Below are 14,983 nucleotides of genomic sequence, written 5' to 3'. Positions count from 1 at the left end.
TCCCGATCGCTTCTCCCCGAACCGGAGTGAACGCTCATGACCGACTTCTCTGCGCTTCCCGACTCGGAGGAGCCGCTCGCCGCGCGCGTCTACATGGCGTTGCGCGCCGACCTGATGGCCGGCAAGTACGAGCCGGGCAAGCGCCTCGGCGAGGAGCGCCTGGCCGGGAACTACGGCGTGTCGCGCACGCCGGTGCGGGAGGCGCTGAGCCGCCTCGCGGCCGACGGCCTCGTCTCTCGCGAGGTCGACGGGCTGTACCCGTACCGGCCGCGGATCGACCAGCTCAACGACCTGTATGAGGTCCGGTTGACCCTCGAGCTGCGGGGCCTGGCCCGTGCCGCGGCCGATCCGGAGGTGTTGCACGACCGGGACCTGCTCGGTCCCGAGCTCGACCGGTGGTACCGGCTGCGGGCCTCGCCGCCCGACCCCAGTGCCGGTTTCGTGGAGTCCGACGAGCGCTATCACCTCACGCTCCTGGCCTCCTCGGGGAACGCGCAGCTCGCGGAGGCGCTGCGGGTGGTGAACAACCGGATCAGGCCGGCGCGGATGTTCGACTACTTCACCGAGGAGCGGATGGCGGCGACGATCGACGAGCACATCGCGATCGCCGAGGGCGCCATCGAGGGCCGGTACGAGCAGGCGACCGCGATCCTGACGCGCCATATCGAGACGTCGCGGTCCATCGTGGTCGGCCGTGCGGAGGCGGCCTTGACCTGGGCGCATCTGGCGAACGCCGTCCGTCCCTGAACCCCTTCCCTTCTTGAGAGCGAGGCCTGTCGTGTTCGACCGCATCCTGATCGCCAACCGTGGCGAGATCTCCCGCCGGATCACCGCGACGGCGCACCGGCTCGGCATCGAGACGGTGGCCGTGTACTCGGAGGCCGATGCGGCGTCGCTGCACGTGCGGGACGCCGACGTGGCGGTGTGCGTGGGTCCGGCCGCGCCGTCCGAGTCGTATCTGAACGTGGACGCGATCCTGTCGGCGGCGAAGGACACCGGCGCTCAAGCGGTGCACCCCGGTTACGGGTTCCTGGCCGAGAACGCGGAGTTCGCGCGGCGCGTCGCCGAAGCCGGGCTCGTGTTCATCGGGCCGACCCCGGAGCACCTGGAGCTGTTCGGCGACAAGGTGACCGCGCGCGAAGTCGCGACCATCGCGGGGGTGCCCCTCGCGGCGGGTACGGCGGCGCTGGCCTCGGTCGAGGAAGCGGTCGCCGCCGCAGAGGGCATCGGCTTCCCGGTGATCGTGAAGGCCTCGGCCGGCGGCGGCGGGATCGGGATGCGCGTGGCCGACTCCAGTGCCGAACTGGCCGAGGTGTTCGCGACGGTGAAGCGCCTGGCGGCCGACAACTTCGGCGACGACGCGGTCTACCTCGAACGGTACGTGCGCCGCGCCCGCCACGTCGAGGTGCAGGTCTTCGGCGACGGGCTCGGCCGGGTGGTGAGCCTGTCGGACCGGGACTGCTCGTTGCAGCGGCGCCACCAGAAAGTCATCGAGGAGGCCCCCGCCCCCGGGCTTCCCGCGACGGTCCGCACCGCGATGCACGCGGCGGCGCGGGCGCTGGCCGGTTCGGCCGCGTACCGGTCGGCGGGGACGGTCGAGTTCATCTACGACGCCGAACGCGAGGAGGCGTCGTTCCTGGAGTTCAACACGCGCCTGCAGGTCGAGCACCCGGTGACCGAGCGGATTCTGGGGATCGACCTGGTGGAGTGGATGATCCGCGCCGCCTCCGGCGACACGGGCTTCCTGGACAAGGTGCCCGACGCGGGCCCGCCGGTGACCGGCGCGGCGGTGGAGGCGCGCGTGTACGCCGAGGACCCCGTCCGCGACCACCTGCCCTCCGCGGGCCTCCTGACGTGCGTCGACTTCCCCGAATCGGCCCGGGTGGACACGTGGATCGAGCGGGGCGTGGAGGTCCCGGCGACCTACGACCCGATGCTCGCGAAGATCATCACCGCCGGCACGACCCGGACCGAAGCCTGGCAAGCCCTCTCCGACGCTTTGGCGGACACCAGGATCGAAGGCGTCCACACCAACCTCGGGCAGCTGCGGGCCGCGAGCGCGGACGCGCGCGTCGCGGCCGTCCGGCACGACACGGGCACGATCGCCTCCATCACTGACACGTCCCCGCGCATCGACGTGGTCAGCGCCGGAGTACTGACCACGGTGCAGGACTTCCCGGGCCGCATCGGGTACTGGCAGGTCGGGGTGCCGCCGTCGGGGCCGATGGACGACTACTCCTTCCGGCTCGGCAACCGCGCCTTGGGCAACGATGAAGGCGTACCCGGTTTGGAGTGCACGATCGCGGGCCCGACGCTGCGGTTCGGCGTGGCCGTGACGGTGTGCGTGACCGGCGCTCCCGCACCGGTGACCCTCGACGGCGAACCCGTCGAGCAGTGGGTGCCCGTCGCCGTCCCCGCCGGCGGCGTGCTCGCGGTCGGGCAGATCGCCGACGCCGGAGCCCGCGCCTACATCCTGTTCCGCGGGGGCCTCGACGTGCCGGTGTTCCTGGGTTCGGCCTCGACGTTCCCGCCCGGTCGCATCGGCGGCTACACCGGCGACCAACTGCGCGCAGGCGACCGCCTCGTCCCCGCCGAACCCGGCGACGCCCTGCCCGTCCCCGTTCCGGTCGAAGAGCGTCCCACGTTCAGCCACGACTGGGCCCTCGCCGTCACGCCCGGGCCGCAACCGGCCCCGCACTACTTCACGTTCGAGGACATGGAGCGCCTCTACGACGCCACCTGGTCGGTCCAGGTCCACGCCGGACGCTCCGGGGTCCGCCTGGACGGGCCGCGCCCGCAGTGGGCGCGCACCGACGGCGGCGAAGCCGGGCTCCACCCCTCGAACCTCCACGACAACCCCTATTCGGTCGGCACCGTCAACTTCACCGGCGACACGCCCGCACTGCTGGGCCCGGACGGGCCCAGCCTGGGCGGGTTCGCGTGCCCGTTCACCGTCACCACCTCCGACCGGTGGAAGCTCGGGCAGCTGCGACCCGGCGACACCGTCACGTTCGTGCCCGTCGCCGAGGCCGAAGCCGACCGCCTGCGCGCCGACCCGGTCGCGGCCCCCGTCCCGCTCATCGGCGCGAAGGACGACACCGCGACCCTCGCCGAGGTCGAGGGCACCGGCGACCGCCCCGCCGTCGCCTACCGCCGCGCCGGCGACGACGCGATCCTCCTCGAATACGGCCCCATGCACCTCGACCTGGGCCTGCGCATGAGGGTCGGCGCCCTCATGGACGCCCTCGCCGCGGCGAGCCCGGCCGGGATCATCGACACCACCCCCGGCGTCCGGTCCCTGCACCTGCACGTCGACCCCGACGTGCTCCCCATCCGGACCCTCACCGGGCTCCTGGTCGAACTCGAACAGGACCTGCCCGACATCGCCGACATGGTCGTGCCCTCCCGCGAAGTGCGCCTGCCGATCTCCTGGAACGACGCCGTCGTCGACGAGGCCATCGCCCGCTACTCGACCAACGTTCGCGACGACGCCCTGTTCAACCCCTCCAACATCGAGTTCATCCGCCGCATCAACGGCCTCGACGCGATCGGGGACGTCGCCGACATCGCCACCGCCGCCGAATGGCTCGTCCTGGGCCTGGGCGACGTCTACCTCGGCGCACCCGCCGCCGTCCCCGTCGACCCCCGCCACCGCCTCGTCACCACCAAGTACAACCCGGCCCGCACCTGGACGGCCGAAGGCACCGTCGGCATCGGCGGCTCCTACATGTGCATCTACGGCATGGACTCGCCCGGCGGCTACCAGCTCGTCGGCCGCACCGCCCCCATCTGGGCGGGCCTGCGAGACCTCGCGTCCTTCAAAGACGGCCTGCCGTGGCTGCTGCGCTTCTTCGACCGCGTCGTCTTCGAACGCGTCACCGAAGAAGAACTGGCCGAGACGCGGCGCGAACTCGCCGCCGGGCGCGCCGAGATCGACATCCGCCCCGGCACGTTCGCCTACGCCGACTACCGGCGCCTCCTCGCCGACAACCGCGACTCCATCACCGCGTTCCAGACCCGCCAGGCCGCCGCGTTCGACGCCGAACGCCAGCGGTGGGCCGACGCGGGCGAATTCGACCGCGACCACACCGAACCCGCCCCCGCCGGCACGGACGCCATCGACCTCGCCCCCGGTGAGATCCTCATCGAAGCGCCCATGGCCGCGAGCGTGTGGCGCGTCGACATCGCCGAAGGCGACCGGGTCGAGGCCGGGGACACCGTCGTGGTCCTGGAGGCGATGAAATTGGAGATGCCCGTGGCGTCCACCGTCACCGGCACCGTCGCGCGCCTCCTGGCCCGACCCGGCGACCAGGCCGCGCCCGGCGCGCCACTGCTCGTGATCGCAACGCAGTAGGCCACGCGGACAACAAGACAGGGGAAGCCGTGAATCACAACTCCATCGACGCCGCCCACGGGACCGCCGCAGCGGGCACCTCGCCGGCCGCAGGCCCCGGCGCCCGCCGGCCCGCCGTCGCGGCGCGCGTCGAGGCCGCCTACCGCCGCATCGCCGAAGTCGACCGGCCCGAAATCTGGATCGCACTGCGCGACAAGGACCATGCGCTGGCCGAGGCCGAAGCCGTCGAATCCCGCCTCGCCGCCGGGGAGGACCTGCCGCTGGCCGGGAGACTCGTCGCCGTCAAGGACAACATCGACGTCGCCGCCCTGCCCACCACCGCCGCGTGCCCGTCCTTCGCCTACACGCCCGACCGCGACGCCACCGCCGTCGCACGCCTGCGCGCGGCCGGCGCGATCGTGCTCGGCAAGACCAACCTCGACCAGTTCGCCACCGGCCTGGTCGGCACCCGCAGCCCCTACGGGCCCGTTCGCTCCGCCGCCGACCCCGCGCTGATCTCCGGCGGGTCCTCGTCCGGATCGGCCGTCGCGGTCGCCCTCGGCATCACCGACCTCGCCCTCGGCACCGACACCGCCGGATCCGGGCGCGTCCCGGCCGCCCTCAACGGCCTCATCGGCATCAAGGCGAGCCTCGGCCTCATCCCCGTCGACGGCGTCGTCCCCGCCTGCCCCTCCTACGACTGCCTCACCGTCTTCGCCCCCGACCTGGGCGCCGCGACCGAAGCCATGCGGATCATGTCCGGGCCCTGCGAGACCGACCCCGCCTCACGGCCCTGGCCCACCGATCTCCCGCTCGCCGCACCGCCGAACGCCCGAGTCGCCGTCCCCCGGGCCGCGGCTCTGGCCGGACTCGACCCCGACTTCCTGCCCCTGTGGGAGGCCGCGCTCGCGACGTTCCGCACCGCCGGGGTCGAACTCGTCCCCATCGACGTCCAACCGCTCCTGGACGCCGCGCTCCTGCTCTACGAAGGCGCCCTCATCGCCGAACGCCACGCCGCGTTCGGCGCCCACATCGACGCCTGGCCCGCCGACGCCGACCCCACCGTCGCCCAGATCGTCGCGGGCGCCGGCAAGTTCACCGCCGCCGACCTCGTCGCCGACCAGCAGGCCCTGCGCGCCGCACAGCAGCACGCCGCGGTCCTCCTGACGGGCTTCGACGCGCTCGTACTGCCCACGGCGCCACTGCATCCGACCCTCGCCGACGTCGCCGCCGACCCCATCGGCGTCAACGCCGCCATGGGCACGTACACGAACTTCGTGAACCTCCTCGACATGGCCGCCGTCGCCCTCCCCGCCGGAAACGCCGGCACCAAGGGCTTCGGCATCAGCGTCATCGTCCCGGCCTTCCACGACCAGATCGCGATCGACCTCGCCGCCAGGGCCGCGGGCGAGCCGCCCGCGCTGTTCGCCCCGGCCGAGGCCGAACTCGTCGTCTTCGGCGCCCACCTGACCGGCTTCCCCCTCAACCACCAGCTCACCGACCTCGGCGCGAGACTCGCAGGCGAGGTCGCCACCGCCCCGGCCTACCGCATGTACGAACTCGCCACCGAACCCCCGAAACCCCTGGTCGTCAGAAGCGGCGACGGCGCGAGCCTCCCAGGGGAACGCTGGCTCCTCAGCCCGGCCGCCCTCGGCCGCTTCCTCGCGGCCCTCCCGGCCCCGATGACCCTCGGCAAGGTCGAACTCGCCGACGGCACCTGGGCCACCGGCTTCGTCGCCAACGAACCCGCAGGCGAGGACATCACCGCAGTAGGCGGCTGGAGGGCCCGCCGAGCCTGAACCGGCCGAGGCGGCCCGGCTCCGAGCCGGGCCGCCGCTGTCGCATGCCCGTGCGAGGATCTGCGCATGGATTTCCCCGCCCTCCAAGCCCACCTGACCACCGAAGCCGCCCGGCTCAAGGCCGCCGTGCTCGCCGCCGGGCCCGACGCGCCCGTCCCCTCCTGTCCTGAGTGGACCGCCGCCGACCTCCTCGACCACGTCGCCGAGACCTACGACCACAAGATCCAGTCGATGCGGCTCATGCGCTCCCCCGGGGAGGACTTCCGCATCGAGCGGCCCGGCGGCCCGGCAGAGCAGTTCGAGGGCGCGCTGGCCGACCTGACGGCCGAGTTCGACGCCCGCGGCCCCGACACCCTCGCCTACACCTGGTACGGGCCCGACCAGACCGTCGGATTCTGGATCCGGCGCATGGCCCACGAGACCGTCGTCCACCGCGCCGACGCCGAACTCGCCGCCGGGCGCGAACCGGGACCGGTCGACGACGCGCTGGCGCTCGACGGCATCGACGAGATGCTCACGATCATGCTCGAGTGGGGCAGCCGCGCCTACCGCGACTATGCCGCCGACGCGCTCAAGGCCAACGACGGCCTGACGGTCGGACTCGACGCCGGGTCGCGCTCCTGGACCGTGCGGATTCACGACGGCGCGGTGAGCGTGTCCGACGGCATCCACGCGGACACGCGCACGGACGTCCACGGCAGCCCCGGCGACGTCCTCCTGTGGCTGTGGCGGCGACTGCCGGTCGCAGCGCTCACGGCCAAGGGCGACGCGGCGAAGGCCGCCGCACTCTACGACCTGATCGCCGAGTTCGCCCAGTAGACCGCCGCGAGCACGGCAGCGACAAGCGGATGCGTCTGCCATGCCAGGAGCGCCGCGATGAGCGCGAACCGGACCGCGGCGACCAGATCGGGGACCGTCCTCCACGTCGATCGCCGCCGCGTCGACCGTTCCACCCGGCTCACGCGCGCCTTCGCGCTCCGTCCACAAAGCCTCCGCTGCCCGACCGGGCCCCCTTGAACCACCAGCCGAGGGCGACGCTGAGCGCGGCGACGGCGGTCGCGGTCGTGGCCGCCGACAGCAGCCCCGCACCGAAGACCCAGCCGACGAGCAGCCCGACGCCGACCGTGCAGGAGGCCCACGCGCCCGCGGCGAGGGCCGACATCCGCGCATGCGGGTAGTCCGGGGTGGCCACGGCCACCCAGGCGAGCGCGGTCCTGCCCGCCGGCAGGAACCGGGCGATCACGGTCGTCCCGCGCGGGTGGTCCCTGAGCGTCGCCCGCAGCTTGATCTCCAGGCGGGTGACCTTGGCCGAGCTGAAGATCGGCCTGCGCATCCTCGCGCGAACATGACGCAGGACGCGGTAGCCCAGTACGTCCCCGAGCCAGGACACCGAAGCGGCCCAAGCGATCAGCGCCGCGATGAGGAAGGCGTCGCCGACGAGGAACCCGGCCAGCGCCGCGATCATGGTGGCGCTGGGGAGCATCGGGACGAAGAAATCGGCGATGATCAGCGCGGCCACGATCACGGCCGCGACCGGCAGGCTGACACTCACCGCGACGCCGCCCGCCTGCGCACCACACGCGCGGTGACGACCGCCGCCACGACGATCGCGACGCTGATCAGCACCGGGACCGTCGCGCGGTCGGCGACCTCGATGAAGGCCGTCCCCAGTGCGGCGCCGCCGAGGACCCACAGCAGCGACCACGCCAGGGCCGCCGCGGCGGTGGCGGCCGCGAAACGCCGGTAGCGCATGCGCGAGGCGCCGGCCGCCGCGGCGATCAGGGTGCGGATGCCCGGCAGCAGGCGGGCAACGACGATGACCGCGATGCCGCGACGTTCGACGAAGCCGGTCGCCTCGTCCCACCGCCGCACGCCGATCCGCCGCACCGCGCGGGTCTGGGCGATCCGCGGCCCGAGCCTCCTGCCGAGCGCGAACCCGAGATGGTCGCCGGCGAAGGCGCCCGCGGCGGCCGCCGCCACGGCGGCGATCAGCAGCGGGCTGCCGGCGAGGACGAGCGCGGCGAGGACGAGGGCGGACTCGGCGGGCACGAGCGCGCCCAGACCGAAGGCCGCCTCGACCGCGGACACGACGAAGACGAACGCGATCACCGCCGGGCCGTGTCCGGCGGCGACGTCGAGGAACTGGGTGAACTGGTCGAGCATGCGGCCAACGCTATGAGGGCTGGGGCGGTGCCCGGCAGTGCTGAAAGCGAGGCGGGGGACTGACGAAAGTGAGTGTGCGTCGCGCCCGGCCCTCCTTATGTTGGAAGGGTGTTCGACAACGATGCGCTCCCTTCGAGCAGGAGGGCCCTTACCGCGGCGACCGTGACGGCCGCGCTCGCGGGCGTGGCCTTCACCTTCGCCATGCACTGGCTCGAGCAGCTGGGAACCGTGGAGATCTCCGGCTGGGCCATGTTCGACGCGGGCGAACTCGCGGTGATCGCGGCCGCGACGGCGACGGGCATCCTGATCGGATGGGCGAAGGCGCCGCTGCCGCTCGTCGCCGCGGGTGCGGGGACCGCGCTGCTCGCCTCGACGCTGCTGGGGCAGTGGACGCGGTCCGATCCCGTCCTCGGGTTCCTGCTCGGCGTCGCCTACACCTCCTGCCTGCTCCTGGCCATACTGGCCGTCGCCGTGCCGCGCGCCCGTCGCAGCCATGTGCGCCGCGGCTGGGACCTGGCCTTCGCCGAGGCGCGGGAGCACGAGGTCCGCGTCGAGCAGGCGGTGACACGCGAACGCGAGGCGATGGCCGGTGAGATCCACGACGGACTGGGGCACCGCTTGACGCTCATCGCGGTCCAGGCCTCCAGGCTCTCCCTCGACGAGACGCTGCCGGATCGCGCCAGAGCCGAACTGCAGCGCATCCGAGAAAACGCCGCAGCCGCATCCGAGGAGCTCGGCGAGACCGTCGCGCTGCTGTCCGAAAGGCAGTCCGGGGCCACGGCGTCGCTCAGCGGCCTCGGCATCGGCGACGTGATCGAACGCGCCCGCGCCTCCGGCGTCACCGTGCACGGCACCATCGCACCGGAGGCGGCGGACCGCACCAACGACCACACGCACGCGGCGCTGATGCGGGCGCTTCAGGAAGGCCTGACCAACGCGGCCAAGCACGCGCCGGGCGCGGCCGTGCATCTCGCGATCGATTTCGTCGGTGACGAGGTGGTGCTGGAGATGCGCAACGCGACGTCGCCGGTCCCGCCGTCCGGGCGGGGCGGACACGGCATCGTCGCGCTGCGGCACCGGATCGAGATCCTCGGCGGCACCTTGGACGTGGCGTCGAACGAGGACTTCACCGTCACCGTCCGGCTCCCGCGCGCGGCGGTGCCGTCGACGACCGCCGCCGACTTCGGGCCTTCGCGGCTGCACGTGCTCACCGAGGAGGCCGCCGACGCCGAACGCCGCAGGCGCCGGGTCAACCGGCAGACCTGGCTGGCGCCGCTCGGCGTGCTCGCCGTGCTCGTCCTGGTCGCGACCGGGTATTCCGTGTACAACTCCGTCGCCTCGGTGCTGCCGCCCGAGCGCTTCGCGGCCATCGAGGTCGGCGACTCCCGCAGCGAGACCGAGCGCCTGCTGCCGCCGACGGACATGCCCGACTCCCCGAGCCCGGCCCTGCCCGAACCTCCCGGTGCGACCTGCCATTTCTACGAGGCGTCCGTCAGCTTCGCCGAACGCGTCGACGTCTACCGGATCTGCTTCGCCGACGACCGGGTCGTCGCCGCTGATACGATCCCGTCCGATGGCTGAGCCGCTCCCCGAACTCCCGACGCCCGATCGGGACGGCCCGGTGCGCGTGCTCCTGGCCGACGACGACCGTCTCGTGCGCGCGGGCATCGCCGGGATCCTCGCCACCGCCGACGGCATCGAGGTCACCGCCGAGGCCGGCGACGGGGCCGAAGCGCTCGACCTGGCCCGCGGGCGGCTGCTCGACGTCATCCTGCTCGACGTCCAGATGCCGCGCCTCGACGGCATCCGCACCCTCGAACGGCTCCAGCAGACCGGGACGGGAACCCCGGTGGCGATGCTGACGACCTTCTCCGACGAGCACTACATCGCCGAGGCCATCCGGCTCGGCGCCCTCGGCTTCTTCCTCAAATCCGACGACCCGCACCACCTCATCGCGGGCGTGCGGGCTTTGGCCGGCGGCGGCGCCGCGTTCTCCCCGCGCGTGGGCCGCTGGCTCATCCGGCGCCAGTCCCGTACCCGGGTCGACCGGTCCCTGCGGGCGCAGGCGCTCGTGCAGGGCCTCACCACCCGGCAGCGCGAGGTGCTCGCCGGTGTCGGGCAGGGCCTGTCGAACGCGCAGATCGCGGCCTCGCTCCAGTTGGCGGAAGGCACCGTGAAGCAGTACCTCAGCTCGCTGTTCACCGCCCTGGGCACCGAGAACCGGGTGCAGGCGGCCCTCATCGCCTACGAGGCCGGCCTCGGCCCCGACCGGTGAGGCGCACCTCCCGGGCCCAGGCGCCGTCCGCCTCCTGTGCTACGGTTCGAGCCATGGCAGTTCGTTCCTATCAGCGCTTTATGCTGGCTCCGGGTGGAGCCGGTAGTCGCCTGCGCTGACTAGACGAACACCCGGAGCCAACAAGGCAGAGACTCGGTCTCTGCCTTTCGTCGTTCACGGCGGGCCCCGGGTATCACACCGCGCGCGGCCCGCATCGCACCGAAGATGGGAATCCTGCTCGATGACTACGCCAGCCGACAGCTCACCGCAGACCCGCGACCTGCGCGTTCTCGAATTCGAGTCGCTGCTCTCCCCGGCCGAACTGCTCGGCGACCTGCCCCTGGGCGCCGACCGCGCCGCCCTCGTGGAGCAGAGCCGCCAGGCCGTCAAGGACGTCCTGAACGGCGCGGACGACCGGCTCCTGCTGGTCGTCGGCCCCTGCTCGGTCCACGACCCGGCCGCCGCGGTCGACTACGCCCGCCGCCTCGCCGCCGCTGCCGCGCCGCTGAGCGCCGACCTCCTCGTGGTCATGCGCGTCTACTTCGAGAAGCCCCGCACCACCGTCGGCTGGAAGGGCCTGATCAACGACCCGCACCTCGACGGCACGCACGACGTCGCCCTCGGCCTGCGACTGGCCAGGAAGGTCCTGCTCGACGTCCTCGACGCCGGCCTGCCCGTCGGCTGCGAGTTCCTGGAGCCCATCAGCCCGCAGTACATCGCCGACGCCGTCTCCTGGGGCGCGATCGGCGCCCGCACCACCGAGAGCCAGGTCCACCGCCAGCTCGCGTCGGGCCTGTCGATGCCCGTCGGGTTCAAGAACACCACCGACGGCGACGTCACCTCCGCGATCGACGGCGTCCGCGCCTCGGCCGGCGACCACGTCTTCTTCGGCATCGACGAATCCGGCCGGGCCTCGATCGTCTCCACCAGCGGCAACCCCGACTGCCACGTCATCCTGCGCGGCGGGCGCACCGGCCCCAACTTCGACGCGGCCTCCGTGGGCGACGCCCTCGCGCTGCTGGCCAAGCACGGCCGGACCGAGCGGCTCGTCGTGGACGCCAGCCACGCCAACTCCGGCAAGGACCACGTCCGCCAGGCCGAAGTCGTCCGCGAGATCGCCGAGCGCATCGGCGCGGGGGAGCGGGGCATCGCCGGACTCATGATCGAGAGCTTCATCGAACCGGGCCGCCAGGAACCCGGCCCGCTCGACACCCTCGCCTACGGCCAGTCCGTGACCGACGCCTGCGTCGGCTGGGACCAGACCGAAGCGCTCCTGACCGAACTCGCCGCCGCCGTCCGCGCCAGCCGCGCATAGCGAAAGGGCGGCACCCGATCGGGTGCCGCCCTTTCGCTCCGCCTCAGCCGAGATCGTCGAGCGGCGCGACAGCGGCGCGGGACAGGACCGGGGCGAGGTGATCGCCGAAGTTGTAGTCGCCGGGGTCGGCGAGACTGGGGGCCAGCATCGTCAGCCCACCGGTCGAGCGTTCGATCAGGACCTTCTCGTCGCCGTGCACCAGCATTCCGGTGAGCTTCGGCGTGCTGTTGAGCTGGTCCACGACGGCGCCGAAGAGGTCGAGGTGCGCTCGGTGGTACTCGTCCTCAACCAGGTTCTTCCCGATTTCGAAGGTGATGATCAACAGCTCGTCGGTGCCGATCCGGGCGGCTTCCCCGCTCCAGTCCTCATCCGGCGTGAAAGTGTCGACCCACCATCGGTCGCCTTGCAGGGGAAACGGCTGCTCTTCCACGGACCGGACCAGACCCAGCCGCTCAGCGAAGTAGGCCGAGAGCTCCTGCTCGTCGGCGGCAGGACGATAATAGGTGTACGGGGTCGACATCCTGCTCAACCTCCCAGATCGACGTCGTGGACGCGATCGTCTCTGATGATCTTAAGTTCTTCGAGCCCCGAGACGGGCTTTCTCCGGAGGAGTCGTTCGACCTCGCCGGGACCGATCGGGGTTCGCCGTCCGGCGGCGACGGCGTCGAGGTTCAAGATGATGCGGCCGGTCTGCGGTCGTCCGTTCTTCGGATCGACCTTGCTCTTGATCGACTTGCGGACCCGTTCGACGTTGCCGGTGCTGGGGAGCACGGTGTAGCAGTCCCAGTAGTCGCCCTCGATCGCATAGTCCGGCCTTCTGCCGTCGGGCTTGGGCGGAGGGTTCTGCCTGACGCGGTACCCGCTGTGGGCCAGGACGATCGCCGCGTCGTTCTCACCCTTGATGCCCGCCTGGGTGATCCCCGACGATCCCCGCTCCACCTTCGTCGGAGCGCCTGCCGGCTTGCGGGCCGGGTCGGGAGGAAGCGAGGGACGCGTCAGCGGGCGGGCGTTCGCATCAGCGCCGCTCCCGGAGCGGGGTAAACCGATTCCGGCGGTGCCGCCGAGGAGCGTCCCGGCGATGTACTGCTCCCAAGCGCGGTTCCCGCCGGCGAGGAGCGCGTCGGTCTCCGTGAGTTTCTCAACGGCCTGCCGCCATTGGCTCCGGCCTATTTCTATGAGCGCACTGCTCGAGTCCTGGGTGGCGTCGGAAGCGAGGTGCAGCGCGTTGCGCGTGCGATCCTGGGCGTGACGGACCTGCGACCGGGCCTCGTGAACGTGCTCGACCAATGCACGAAGACGAGTGATCAGCTCGCTGAGCGTCGACACGATGGTCCACCACCCGAAATCGAAGTGAGCGCGTGACGCTGAGTCTATGTGATCGCTTCGAAATTGTCAGGACGGCGAACTTCGAGTGCTTTCGTCCGGTGGTCCGTGGGGCCGGCCGCTGTGCGGGCGGCGGCAGCGCGAAGGGCGGCACCCCATCTCGGGGTGCCGCCCTCCTTGCGGCACTAGGCGATGCGGATCGTGTTCCAGCTCATCGCCGGCAGTTCGACCGTGATCGTGCCGTCCTTGACGGCTACGGACCCGTTCGCGACCGGGGCCACGCGGGTCTGGTCCTCGAACGTGTTCTTCGCGTGCGGGTCGGCATCGGTCAGCGTCGAGCACGTGACCTCGCCGACGCCCGGCAGCGAGGACGCGTCGATCTCGAGCGTCAGCGGCGATTCCAGGTCGCGGTTGACCGCGAAGACCGTGGTCGAGCCGTCCTCGTTCGCCACCGCGACCGAGTGCAGCGCCGACACCTCGCCGAACTTCGCCGTGTCGATCCCCGGTGCGGAGGCGTTGACGTTCAGGACCGTCCCGCGCCCGAACTTCGAGGCCTCGGCGAACGGGAAGAACGTCGTCTGGCGCCAGGCGGCGCCGCCCGGCTCGGTCATGATCGGGGCGATCACGTTCACCAGCTGGGCCAGGCACGCGGCCGTGACCCGGTCGCACCGGCGCAGCAGCGTGATCAGCAGCGAACCGAACACGACCGCGTCCATCGCCGAGTACACGTCCTCGAGCTGGCGCGGGGCCACCGCCCACGGCTCGGGGCGCTCACCGGTCGGCGCCGTCTGGTACCACACGTTCCACTCGTCGAAGGAGATGTTGATCTTCTTGTCGGACTTGAGCTTCGCGCCCACCGCGTCGGCCGTGGCGATGACCCCGTCGATGAACAGCTCCATGTCCTGCGCCGAGGCCATGAAGCTCACGAAGTCGCCCTCGCGCGGGTGGTAGTAGGCGTGCGCCGAGATGTAGTCGACCGACTCGTACGACTGGGCCAGCACCTCGGCCTCCCAGGCGCCGAACTCCGGCATGGCCCGGGAGGAGGACCCGCACGCGACGAGGTCGAGCTCGGGGTCGATGTAGCGCATGGAGCGGGCGACCTGGTCGGCGGTGCGGCCGTACTCGTGGGCGGTCTTCTGGCCGATCTGCCAGGGCCCGTCCATCTCGTTGCCCAGGCACCACAGCTTGATGCCGTACGGCTCCTCGTCGCCGTGGGAGCGGCGCAGGTCCGACCAGTAGGTGCCGCCGGGGTGGTTGGCGTACTCGAGGACGTCCAGCGCCTCCTGGAGTCCGCGGGTGCCGAGGTTGACGGCCATGTTCGGCTCCACGCCGACGGTGCGGCAGAACTTCATGAACTCGCCGAGCCCGAACTGGTTGGTCTCGGTGACGCCCCAGGCGAGGTCCAGGCGGCGCGGCCGGTCGGCCTTGGGGCCCACCCCGTCCTCCCACCGGTAGCCGGAGACGAAGTTCCCGCCCGGGTAGCGGACCATCGTCGGGCCCAGCTCGCGGATGAGGTCCAGGACGTCCTGCCTGAGGCCGTCCTCGTTCGCGGTGGGGTGCTCGGGCTCGTAGATGCCGGTGTAGACGCACCGGCCCAGGTGCTCCACGAAGGACCCGAACAGCCGCTCGGGCACCTCGGCGACGGTGAAACGCGGATCGAACTCGATGCGCGCTCGTGGGGAATCGGCCATGATCGCCTCCCGGAAGGGTTGGTTGTTATCGCTCACCAGGACCCTCGCGGGTCGGTTGCCGAGACGCTACCAGAGCCTTACTTT

The 14,983-nt window shown here is 71.9% G+C and carries 12 protein-coding genes; 7 read left to right on the top strand and 5 right to left on the bottom strand.

Annotation, left to right across the window (positions count from 1 at the left end; translation table 11 throughout):
• Nucleotides 1-36 precede the first annotated feature (36 nt).
• The 4 genes from BLQ63_RS02400 (at nucleotide 37) to BLQ63_RS02385 (ending at nucleotide 6,951) form a co-directional block, all read left to right on the top strand.
• Complete coding sequence (locus BLQ63_RS02400) at nucleotides 37-747, top strand: GntR family transcriptional regulator (RefSeq protein ID WP_091027734.1); 711 nt, start codon at nucleotides 37-39, stop codon at nucleotides 745-747.
• 31 nt (nucleotides 748-778) lie between these two features.
• Entirely contained in the window at nucleotides 779-4,354 is a 3,576-nt protein-coding gene (uca, locus tag BLQ63_RS02395) for an urea carboxylase (protein ID WP_091027729.1), read from the top strand.
• Nucleotides 4,355-4,503: 149 nt separating this feature from the next.
• Complete coding sequence (gene atzF, locus BLQ63_RS02390) at nucleotides 4,504-6,132, top strand: allophanate hydrolase (RefSeq protein WP_419774923.1); 1,629 nt, start codon at nucleotides 4,504-4,506, stop codon at nucleotides 6,130-6,132.
• Between the two features lie 66 nt (nucleotides 6,133-6,198).
• Nucleotides 6,199-6,951 (top strand): maleylpyruvate isomerase family mycothiol-dependent enzyme, encoded by a 753-nt coding sequence (locus tag BLQ63_RS02385; RefSeq protein WP_091027725.1) that lies wholly within the window; start codon nucleotides 6,199-6,201, stop codon nucleotides 6,949-6,951.
• Between the two features lie 139 nt (nucleotides 6,952-7,090).
• Here BLQ63_RS02385 and BLQ63_RS02380 read toward each other — a convergent pair whose 3' ends face one another.
• Together BLQ63_RS02380 and BLQ63_RS02375 are read right to left on the bottom strand one after the other, a co-directional pair.
• On the bottom strand, nucleotides 7,091-7,684 hold the full coding sequence (locus BLQ63_RS02380) for a hypothetical protein (RefSeq protein WP_091027722.1): 594 nt from the start codon (nucleotides 7,682-7,684) through the stop codon (nucleotides 7,091-7,093).
• Nucleotides 7,681-8,295 carry a DedA family protein gene (locus BLQ63_RS02375; RefSeq protein ID WP_091027718.1) on the bottom strand — a complete coding sequence of 205 codons (615 nt, stop codon included), beginning with the start codon at nucleotides 8,293-8,295 and terminating at the stop codon, nucleotides 7,681-7,683. Before BLQ63_RS02375 ends, BLQ63_RS02380 begins: the two co-directional genes overlap by 4 nt.
• A gap of 108 nt (nucleotides 8,296-8,403) precedes the next feature.
• On the opposite strand from BLQ63_RS02375, the gene BLQ63_RS02370 reads away from it, so the two are divergent.
• The 3 genes from BLQ63_RS02370 to BLQ63_RS02360 all read left to right on the top strand — a co-directional run bounded on the left by BLQ63_RS02370 (nucleotide 8,404) and on the right by BLQ63_RS02360 (nucleotide 11,885).
• Nucleotides 8,404-9,876 (top strand): sensor histidine kinase, encoded by a 1,473-nt coding sequence (locus BLQ63_RS02370; RefSeq protein ID WP_143014731.1) that lies wholly within the window; start codon nucleotides 8,404-8,406, stop codon nucleotides 9,874-9,876.
• A complete protein-coding gene (locus BLQ63_RS02365; protein ID WP_091027709.1) occupies nucleotides 9,869-10,570 on the top strand; it encodes a response regulator in 702 nt (233 codons plus the stop codon). Before BLQ63_RS02370 ends, BLQ63_RS02365 begins: the two co-directional genes overlap by 8 nt.
• A 241-nt stretch (nucleotides 10,571-10,811) precedes the next feature.
• The gene (locus BLQ63_RS02360) at nucleotides 10,812-11,885 is read left to right on the top strand and encodes a 3-deoxy-7-phosphoheptulonate synthase (protein WP_091027706.1); all 1,074 of its coding nucleotides are present in this window, start codon (nucleotides 10,812-10,814) and stop codon (nucleotides 11,883-11,885) included.
• 43 nt (nucleotides 11,886-11,928) lie between these two features.
• Here the strand turns inward: BLQ63_RS02360 and BLQ63_RS02355 are convergent, their stop codons facing one another.
• From BLQ63_RS02355 to arfA, 3 genes are all read right to left on the bottom strand, one after another.
• Complete coding sequence (locus BLQ63_RS02355) at nucleotides 11,929-12,405, bottom strand: hypothetical protein (protein ID WP_091027703.1); 477 nt, start codon at nucleotides 12,403-12,405, stop codon at nucleotides 11,929-11,931.
• 5 nt (nucleotides 12,406-12,410) lie between these two features.
• Nucleotides 12,411-13,211, bottom strand: coding sequence for a CdiA C-terminal domain-containing protein (locus BLQ63_RS27605; RefSeq protein ID WP_143014730.1), 801 nt, complete (start codon nucleotides 13,209-13,211; stop codon nucleotides 12,411-12,413).
• A 182-nt stretch (nucleotides 13,212-13,393) separates the two neighbouring features.
• Nucleotides 13,394-14,899, bottom strand: coding sequence for an arabinosylfuranosidase ArfA (gene arfA, locus BLQ63_RS02345; protein ID WP_091028614.1), 1,506 nt, complete (start codon nucleotides 14,897-14,899; stop codon nucleotides 13,394-13,396).
• Between the last annotated feature and the right edge of the window lie 84 nt (nucleotides 14,900-14,983).

This window comes from Glycomyces harbinensis (genome assembly GCF_900101745.1).
In the GTDB taxonomy this organism is placed as follows: Bacteria; Actinomycetota; Actinomycetes; order Mycobacteriales; family Micromonosporaceae; genus Glycomyces; species Glycomyces harbinensis.
This window is presented reverse-complemented; position numbering and strand designations above follow the sequence as displayed.

Excerpts from the sequence above, each read along its gene's own strand:
- BLQ63_RS02365 (WP_091027709.1), top strand. The coding sequence starts at position 9,869 with ATGGCTGAGCCGCTCCCCGAACTCCCGACGCCCGATCGGGACGGCCCG.
- BLQ63_RS02355 (WP_091027703.1), bottom strand. The coding sequence starts at position 12,405 with ATGTCGACCCCGTACACCTATTATCGTCCTGCCGCCGACGAGCAGGAG.
- arfA (WP_091028614.1), bottom strand. The coding sequence starts at position 14,899 with ATGGCCGATTCCCCACGAGCGCGCATCGAGTTCGATCCGCGTTTCACC.
- BLQ63_RS02375 (WP_091027718.1), bottom strand. The coding sequence starts at position 8,295 with ATGCTCGACCAGTTCACCCAGTTCCTCGACGTCGCCGCCGGACACGGC.
- BLQ63_RS02400 (WP_091027734.1), top strand. The coding sequence starts at position 37 with ATGACCGACTTCTCTGCGCTTCCCGACTCGGAGGAGCCGCTCGCCGCG.
- BLQ63_RS02360 (WP_091027706.1), top strand. The coding sequence starts at position 10,812 with ATGACTACGCCAGCCGACAGCTCACCGCAGACCCGCGACCTGCGCGTT.
- BLQ63_RS02385 (WP_091027725.1), top strand. The coding sequence starts at position 6,199 with ATGGATTTCCCCGCCCTCCAAGCCCACCTGACCACCGAAGCCGCCCGG.